We start from the raw sequence: 7,370 nt of genomic DNA on the forward strand, positions 1-7,370 counted from the left end.
ATGTCCGAAACACTGCTCAAGACCCCACTGCACGCCCTGCATCTCGAACTGGGCGCACGCATGGTGCCGTTCGCCGGCTATGACATGCCGGTGCAGTACCCGCTGGGGGTGCTCAAGGAGCACCTGCACACCCGCGAGCAGGCCGGCCTGTTCGACGTCTCGCACATGGGCCAGATCGTCCTGCGCGGCAGCGATGCGGCCCGCGCGCTGGAAACCCTGGTGCCTGTGGACATCATCGACCTGCCGGTGGGCATGCAGCGCTATGCCATGTTCACCAACGAACAGGGCGGTATTCTTGACGACCTGATGGTCGCCAACCTGGGCGACGACACCCTGTTCCTGGTGGTCAACGCCGCCTGCAAGGACCAGGACCTGGCCCACCTGCGCCAGCACATCGGCGCGCAGTGCGAGATCGAGCCGCTGTTCGAAGCGCGCGCGCTGCTGGCCCTGCAAGGCCCGGCGGCGGTCAAGGTACTGGAGCGCCTGGCGCCGGAAGTGGCCGGCATGACCTTCATGCAGTTGCGCCCGGTCACCTTGCTGGGCAGCGAATGCTTCGTCAGCCGTTCGGGCTACACCGGTGAAGACGGCTACGAGATCTCGGTACCGGCGACCGCCGCCGAAGCCTTGGCCCGTCACCTGCTGGCCGAGCCGGAAGTGCAGCCGATCGGCCTCGGTGCGCGCGATTCGCTGCGCCTGGAAGCCGGCCTGTGCCTGTACGGCCACGACATGAATAGCGCCACCACGCCGATCGAGGCCAGCCTGCTGTGGGCGATCTCCAAGGTACGCCGTGCCGACGGCGCACGTGCCGGTGGTTTCCCCGGCGCCGCAGCCGTATTCGCCCAGCAGCAACAAGGCGTTGCACGCAAGCGCGTAGGCCTGCTGCCGCAGGAACGCACCCCGGTGCGCGAGGGTGCCGAGATTGTCGACGGCACCGGCAAAATGGTTGGCCAGGTGTGCAGCGGTGGATTTGGCCCGACGCTCGGCGCACCGGTGGCGATGGGCTATGTCGATACCGAACATGCGGCACTGGACACGGCGCTGTTCGCTGTCGTGCGTGGCAAGCAAGTTGCCCTTAGAGTCAGCAAAATGCCTTTCGTGGCACAGCGTTACTACCGCGGTTGATTGAAGGGTTTGGGCAGGTTCGGCATATTCGTTTTCGAACCTGCCCAATAACTTCTGAACATAGCGCCAGGCCAGGCGCCATGCCGCTTCGGGCAAATCGCTCGAAGCTTCGGAAAAGCCTGATTTTCACCGCGGCGCAGGGCTTGTTTTTCGCTCGAGAGTTGGCGTAGAGTCACTGCACTGTGTTTGCATGGGTCGCAACAGTTCGTGACCTGGGCCAGTAGCCGCAATTTGCTACAACCCGTTCGACGTCTCTTACTTTCCTGCAACCCAGCCCAGTACTCTTTCACGTACATAACGTGTGAAAGAAACTGTCATCAAAATTTAAGTTTCATAGGAAATAAGACAATGGCTGAACGTCAGAGCGGTACCGTCAAGTGGTTCAATGACGAAAAAGGTTTCGGTTTCATCACCCCTGAAAGCGGTCCGGATCTGTTCGTACACTTCCGTGCCATCCAGGGCAACGGCTTCAAGAGCCTGAAGGAAGGCCAGAAAGTGACCTTCGTTGCCGTGCAAGGCCAGAAAGGCATGCAGGCTGACGAGGTTCAGGCAGAAGGCTGATCTTCTGTCAAAAAAAGCCCCTGTGTTGACGCACAGGGGCTTTTTTGTGCCCGCAATTCCATAGAATGGGCCTTTGCCATCTGGAGCCGTCGTGCATGTCCAAGCCTTTGCTCAACCCCCAGGGTGACTTCCCCCCCGTCGGCCTGGGCCGCCGACTGGCAGCGATGTTCTATGACTTCCTGCTGTGCACCGCCCTGCTGATCGTCACCGCCGGTGCCTACAAGATGATCCAGATGGCAATCATCGGTGAAACCCGCATGCGCGAACTGACCGAGGCCGGCGCGCTGGATGGCGACCCACTGCTGTCGACCCTCCTGCTGTTCGCCCTGTTCGGCTTCTTCGCCAAGTTCTGGACCCATGGCGGCCAGACCCTCGGCATGCAGGTATGGGGCCTGCGCGTACAGAACGCCGATGGCAGTGCCATCAGCCTGTGGCAGGCATTACTGCGTTTTGTGGTGTCGATCGCTTCATGGCTGTGCCTGGGGCTGGGCTTCATCTGGTCACTGTTCGACAAGCGCAAGCGCAGCTGGCACGACATCTACTCCGACACGCAGCTGGTGCGACTGCCAAAGCGTAAAAAGTGACTGCAAAAGTCACAGCGTGGGAGCGGCGGTTCGTGGGAGCGGGCTTGCCCCGCGATGGCCTTCGCAACGCCATCGCGGGGCAAGCCCGCTCCCACGCCCCACACCGAGCAGCAATGAAAAAGCCGACCCAAGGGTCGGCTTTTTCATTGCTGTCACGCCATCAACCGGCTCGACGCAACATCCACACACCCGCCAGCGCACAGATCCCGGCCGGGATCAGTACCGCCAGCAGCGGCGGGAAGCCGAACACCTGGCTCGACGGGCCAAGCAGGTCGCCGGCGATGCGGAACACGAAGCCCACCAGCACGCCGGTGAACACGCGCTGGCCGAGGGTGACCGAACGCAGCGGCCCGAAGATGAAGGAGATCGCCATCAGCACCAGCGCTGCCGTCACCGCCGGTTGCAGCACCTTGGTCCAGAACGCCAGCCAGTAGCGGGCATTGTTCAGGCCCTGGTCGGAGAGGTAGTGGATGTAGTCCCAAAGGCCAGTGATCGACAGCGACTCCGGCGCCAGCACCACGGTGTTGAGTAGCTCGGGGGTAACCGAGACATCCCACGGTTCCTGGGCGTTCTTCACCACTTCGGTGTGATCGCCACGGAAATAGGTGGTGCTCACATCGCTCAGCATCCAGCGGTTTTCGCTGTACTGGGCCTTGCGCGCAAAGCTCGAGGTGAGGATCTTGCGCTGGTCGTCGAAGCGGTAACGGGTGACACCCAGCAGCAGGCCGTTGGGCTGCACCGAGTTGATGTGCACGAACTCCTCGCCCTGGCGATGCCACATGCCGCGCTTGGAGCTTTGCGCTTCGCCACCACCCTGGGCCAGCGAGCGGTCGGCCTGGGCCTTGTTCTCGGTGACGGGGGCTACGTACTCGCCAATCAGCACGCCCACCAGCATCAGCACCAGCATGGGCTTCATCACCGCCCAGACGATACGGCCGATGGACACGCCGGCGGCACGCATGATGGTCAGTTCGCTGCTGCTGGCCAGGCTGCCAAGGCCGATCAGGCAGCCGATCAGCGCTGCCATCGGCAACATGTCGTAGAGCCGGCGTGGCGCGGTCAGCAGGACGAAACTGCTGGCGTCCAGCACCGAGTAGGTGTCGCTGAGGTCGCTCATCTCATCGATGAAGGCGAACAGCGAGGCCAGGCCGAGGATGATGCCCAGCACGGCAAGAATGGCCAGCAGCACGCTTTGGCCAATGTAGCGGTCCAGTTTAGCCACGGGCCACCTCCGCACGGCGCGCGGCGCGCTTGAGGCGCAGCGGCTCCCAGTACATCAGCCCCAGGCCGATGAGCAGGAACAAGCCATGGACCCACCAGATACCCAGCGAAATGGGCAACTTGCCCTTCTCCAGGGCGCCACGCACGGAAATCAGCATCGTCAGATAGGCCATGTACAGAAGAATCGCCGGCAGCAGCTTGAGGAAGCGGCCCTGGCGTGGGTTGACGCGCGACAGCGGTACCGCCAGCAGGGTCACGACGAACACCAGCAGCGGCAGCGACAGGCGCCATTGCAGCTCGGCGCGATGGGGGATGCCTTCGTGGCCGAGCAGGACCGAGGTGGGAATGGCTTCGCGCTCGGTCACATCCTCGGCAACTTCCGGCTTGGGCAGCAGCACACCGTAGGTGTCGTACTTGATCGCACGGTAGTTGGCCTGGCCGGGGTTGCCGTCATAGCGGTAGCCGTTCTCCAGCACCAGGTAGCGGTTGCCGTCGGCCTGCACTTCCTGGTGGCCCTTCTCGGCAACCAGCACCGAAGGCGCACGGTCCTTGGTCTTGTCCTGGTTGAAGCGCTTCTCGGAGATAAACACCCCGGCCAGGTTGATACGGTCGTCGGACAGCTGCTCGGTGTAGGTCACCCGGGTGCCGTCACGCAGGGTCTGGAAACGGCCCGGCACCAGGGTGTCGAACTCGGTCAGCGCATCCTGCTGGGCGATGATCTTCTGCACCTGGGCCACGCCAAGCGGCGCCAGGCTCAGGCTCAGCCAGGCCACCAGCAGGGCGACCAGCGCCGCAGGCGCCATGGTCATCGCCAGCAGGCGTTGCTGGCTCATGCCCGTGGCCGAGAGCACGGTCATCTCGCTTTCGAGATAGAGCCGGCCATAGGCGAGCAGGATGCCGAGGAACAGGCCCAGGGGCAGGATCAGTTGCAGGAAGCCTGGCAGGCGGTAGCCCATGATCAGGAACAGCACGCTCGGGTCGAGCACGCCCTGGGCGGCCTGAGCCAGGTACTTGATGAAGCGCCCGCTCATGATGATCACCAGCAGCACGGCGCTGACGGCGCTCAAGGTCAGCAGGACCTCGCGGGACAGATAACGAAAGACGATCAAACCAGACACTCCTGGGTTGTCAGGGGCGGACAGCCATACGAACGATTCGCAACAGCCAGGACCAATGCCGGTTCGCCAAGGCGAACCTCCATGTAAAGTGCGCGCATTATCCTGTGATTGGTGGCGCCTGTCACTTGGCCGCGCATGACAGAGCACTTCGGGGTTGTCATGAAGGTTGCGCCAGGCTCAAACTGGCAGCTTTTCCGCTGGCCGGCAAAGGCCGCCAGCCCCGTATTCCGAGCGCCTGCGAAAGACAGCGCCCACTCACAGACCATTCGGGGATCCAGACATGGAACTGGTTGTAAAAAGCGTAGCCGCCGCATCCGTCAAGACCGCCACCCTGGTGGTGCCGGTCGGTGAAGGGCGCAAGCTCGGCAATATCGCCAAGGCCGTCGACCAGGCCACCGACGGCGCCATCAGCGCGCTGCTCAAGCGCGGCGACCTGGCCGGCAAGCCGGGCCAGACCCTGCTGCTGCACAGCCTGCCCGGCCTCAAGGCCGAGCGCGTGCTGCTGGTGGGCAGCGGCAAGGACGAAACGCTGGGTGACCGCGCCTGGCGCAAGCTGGTCGCCAGTGTCGCCGGCGTGCTCAAAGGCCTCGGCGGCACTGATGCGGTGCTGGCCCTGGACGATATCGCCGTGACCGCCCGTGACGGCCACTACGGCAAATACCGCCTGCTGGCCGAAACCCTGCTGGACGGCACCTACGTGTTCGACCGTTTCAAGAGCCAGAAGGCCGAGCCACGCGCACTGAAGAAAGTCACCCTGTTGGCCGACAAGGCCGGCCAGGGCGAAGTGGAGCGCGCCGTCAAGCACGCCACCGCGATCGCCAGCGGCATGACCTTCACCCGCGACCTGGGCAACCTGCCGCCGAACATCTGCCACCCAAGCTTCCTCGCCGACCAGGCCAAGGAGCTGGGCAAGGCGCACAAAGGCCTCAAGGTCGAAGTGCTGGACGAGAAGAAGATCAAGGACCTGGGCATGGGCGCGTTCTATGCCGTGGGCCAGGGCAGCGATCAACCCCCGCGCCTGATCGTGATGAACTACCAGGGCGGCAAGAAAGCCGACAAACCTTACGTACTGGTCGGCAAGGGCATCACCTTCGACACCGGCGGCATCAGCCTCAAGCCAGGTGCCGGCATGGACGAGATGAAGTACGACATGTGCGGCGCCGCCAGCGTGTTCGGCACGCTCAAGGCCGTGCTGGAACTGCAGCTGCCGATCAACCTGGTGTGCCTGCTGGCGTGCGCCGAGAACATGCCGAGCGGCGGCGCCACCCGCCCGGGCGACATCGTGACCACCATGAGCGGCCAGACCGTCGAGATCCTCAACACCGACGCCGAAGGCCGCCTGGTGCTGTGCGACACCCTCACCTACGCCGAGCGCTTCAAGCCCCAGGCGGTGATCGACCTGGCCACCCTGACCGGCGCCTGCATCGTCGCCCTGGGCAGCCACACCTCGGGCCTGATGGGCAACAACGACGAGCTGATCGGCCAACTGCTGGACGCCGGCAAGCGCGCCGACGACCGCGCCTGGCAGCTGCCGCTGTTCGACGAGTACCAGGAGCAGCTGGACAGCCCGTTCGCCGACATCGCCAACATCGGCGGCCCCAAGGCCGGCACCATCACCGCCGGCTGCTTCCTGTCGCGCTTCGCCAAGGCCTACCACTGGGCACACCTGGACATCGCCGGCACCGCCTGGATCAGCGGTGGCAAGGACAAGGGCGCCTCGGGCCGCCCGGTGCCGCTGCTGACCCAGTACCTGCTCGACCGCGCCGGCGCCTGATGGCGCACGGTCAGTGGCGCCTGCTGGCGCCACTGACCGGCGAAACCAACCATGAGCAAAGTCGACTTCTATATCCTGCCCACCGACTCGCTGTCGGCGCGGCTGGATTTTGCCTGCAAGCTGTGTGAGAAGGCCTGGCGCCTCGGCCACCGGGTCTACCTGCACTGCCAGGACGAGGCGCAGCGCAACGAACTGGACCTGCTTCTGTGGCAGTTCAAGGGCGAGGCATTCGTGCCCCACGACCATGCCGAACTGCACCAGGACGCCCGCGTGGCGCTGGGCATCGGCAGCGATGCCGGCGAGCACCGTGACCTGCTGATCAACCTGGGCGGCGATGTGCCCGGGTTCGTCAAGCAGTTCGAGCGCGTCGCCGAAATCGTCGTCGAAGCACCGGCGATCCGTCAGGCCGCCCGAGAACGATTCCGTTTCTACCGCGAACAGGGCTATGCTCTGCAAGACCACCGCTTACAGCGACTCTGACGACGATGGACAAGCAGCTGAACTCCCTCACCCATTCCGCCCATTTGCTCGACGATCTCGAATCGATCCGCGAGCTGCTGGGTGACGCCAATCTGCAACCGCCACTGCTGACCGAGACGGTTGAGCAGATTCCACTGTTGCTCGATGAGCCTGCCGGCGCACCACCGGTCGCCCAGGCGACAGCCGCACCGGCCCTCGAAGAGGATGCCCAGACCCGCCGCCAGGACACCCTGCTGCACCTGGACGCCGAGCTGCGTGCCGCCGCCGCGCAGATCATGCAGGACGTGATCAACGACTTCACCCCGCATATCGAGACCGAGATCAAGCGCCGGCTGGATGCGCGACTGGAACGCCTGCTCAAGCGTTCCGAGTAAGCAGACCCTTTCAGCGACCTCTTCGCGGGTAAACCCGCGAAAAGCCTCACTCGGTGCAATGTCACTACACCGTGTCCCCTGCCGTCTCGCCGTTGTATACTTCCCGGCTTTCCTGAACAAATGCCATAGGGTCCCG

The 7,370-nt window shown here is 64.0% G+C and carries 8 protein-coding genes; 6 read left to right on the plus strand and 2 right to left on the minus strand.

Features of this window, described 5'->3' with window-relative positions; translation table 11 throughout:
* The 3 genes from gcvT to ACO6VM_RS06810 all read left to right on the plus strand — a co-directional run bounded on the left by gcvT (window position 1) and on the right by ACO6VM_RS06810 (window position 2,267).
* Window positions 1-1,122 (plus strand): glycine cleavage system aminomethyltransferase GcvT, encoded by a 1,122-nt coding sequence (gene gcvT / locus ACO6VM_RS06800; protein WP_401060614.1) that lies wholly within the window; start codon window positions 1-3, stop codon window positions 1,120-1,122.
* 348 nt (window positions 1,123-1,470) lie between these two features.
* Window positions 1,471-1,683 (plus strand): cold-shock protein, encoded by a 213-nt coding sequence (locus tag ACO6VM_RS06805; RefSeq protein ID WP_003365337.1) that lies wholly within the window; start codon window positions 1,471-1,473, stop codon window positions 1,681-1,683.
* Between the two features lie 95 nt (window positions 1,684-1,778).
* Window positions 1,779-2,267 (plus strand): RDD family protein, encoded by a 489-nt coding sequence (locus ACO6VM_RS06810; RefSeq protein ID WP_390968348.1) that lies wholly within the window; start codon window positions 1,779-1,781, stop codon window positions 2,265-2,267.
* Window positions 2,268-2,427: 160 nt separating this feature from the next.
* Here the strand turns inward: ACO6VM_RS06810 and lptG are convergent, their stop codons facing one another.
* On the minus strand, window positions 2,428-3,489 hold the full coding sequence (lptG, locus tag ACO6VM_RS06815; protein ID WP_401060611.1) for an LPS export ABC transporter permease LptG: 1,062 nt from the start codon (window positions 3,487-3,489) through the stop codon (window positions 2,428-2,430).
* Window positions 3,482-4,597, minus strand: a complete 1,116-nt coding sequence (gene lptF, locus ACO6VM_RS06820) for an LPS export ABC transporter permease LptF (protein ID WP_279848942.1) — start codon at window positions 4,595-4,597, stop codon at window positions 3,482-3,484. The genes lptG and lptF overlap by 8 nt, the downstream gene beginning before the upstream one ends.
* Window positions 4,598-4,886: 289 nt before the next feature.
* Between lptF and ACO6VM_RS06825 the strand changes: the two genes are divergently transcribed.
* The 3 genes from ACO6VM_RS06825 to ACO6VM_RS06835 are packed head-to-tail and all read left to right on the plus strand — an operon-like array spanning window position 4,887 to window position 7,234.
* Window positions 4,887-6,380 carry a leucyl aminopeptidase gene (locus ACO6VM_RS06825; RefSeq protein ID WP_401060609.1) on the plus strand — a complete coding sequence of 498 codons (1,494 nt, stop codon included), beginning with the start codon at window positions 4,887-4,889 and terminating at the stop codon, window positions 6,378-6,380.
* 51 nt (window positions 6,381-6,431) lie between these two features.
* Window positions 6,432-6,860, plus strand: a complete 429-nt coding sequence (locus ACO6VM_RS06830) for a DNA polymerase III subunit chi (protein ID WP_390968354.1) — start codon at window positions 6,432-6,434, stop codon at window positions 6,858-6,860.
* A gap of 5 nt (window positions 6,861-6,865) precedes the next feature.
* Entirely contained in the window at window positions 6,866-7,234 is a 369-nt protein-coding gene (locus ACO6VM_RS06835; RefSeq protein WP_258642992.1) for a DNA polymerase III subunit chi, read from the plus strand.
* The last annotated feature ends 136 nt before the right edge of the window (window positions 7,235-7,370 follow it).

It is taken from the genome of Pseudomonas sp. GZD-209 (assembly GCF_049310485.1).
Taxonomy (GTDB): Bacteria; Pseudomonadota; Gammaproteobacteria; order Pseudomonadales; family Pseudomonadaceae; genus Aquipseudomonas; species Aquipseudomonas sichuanensis.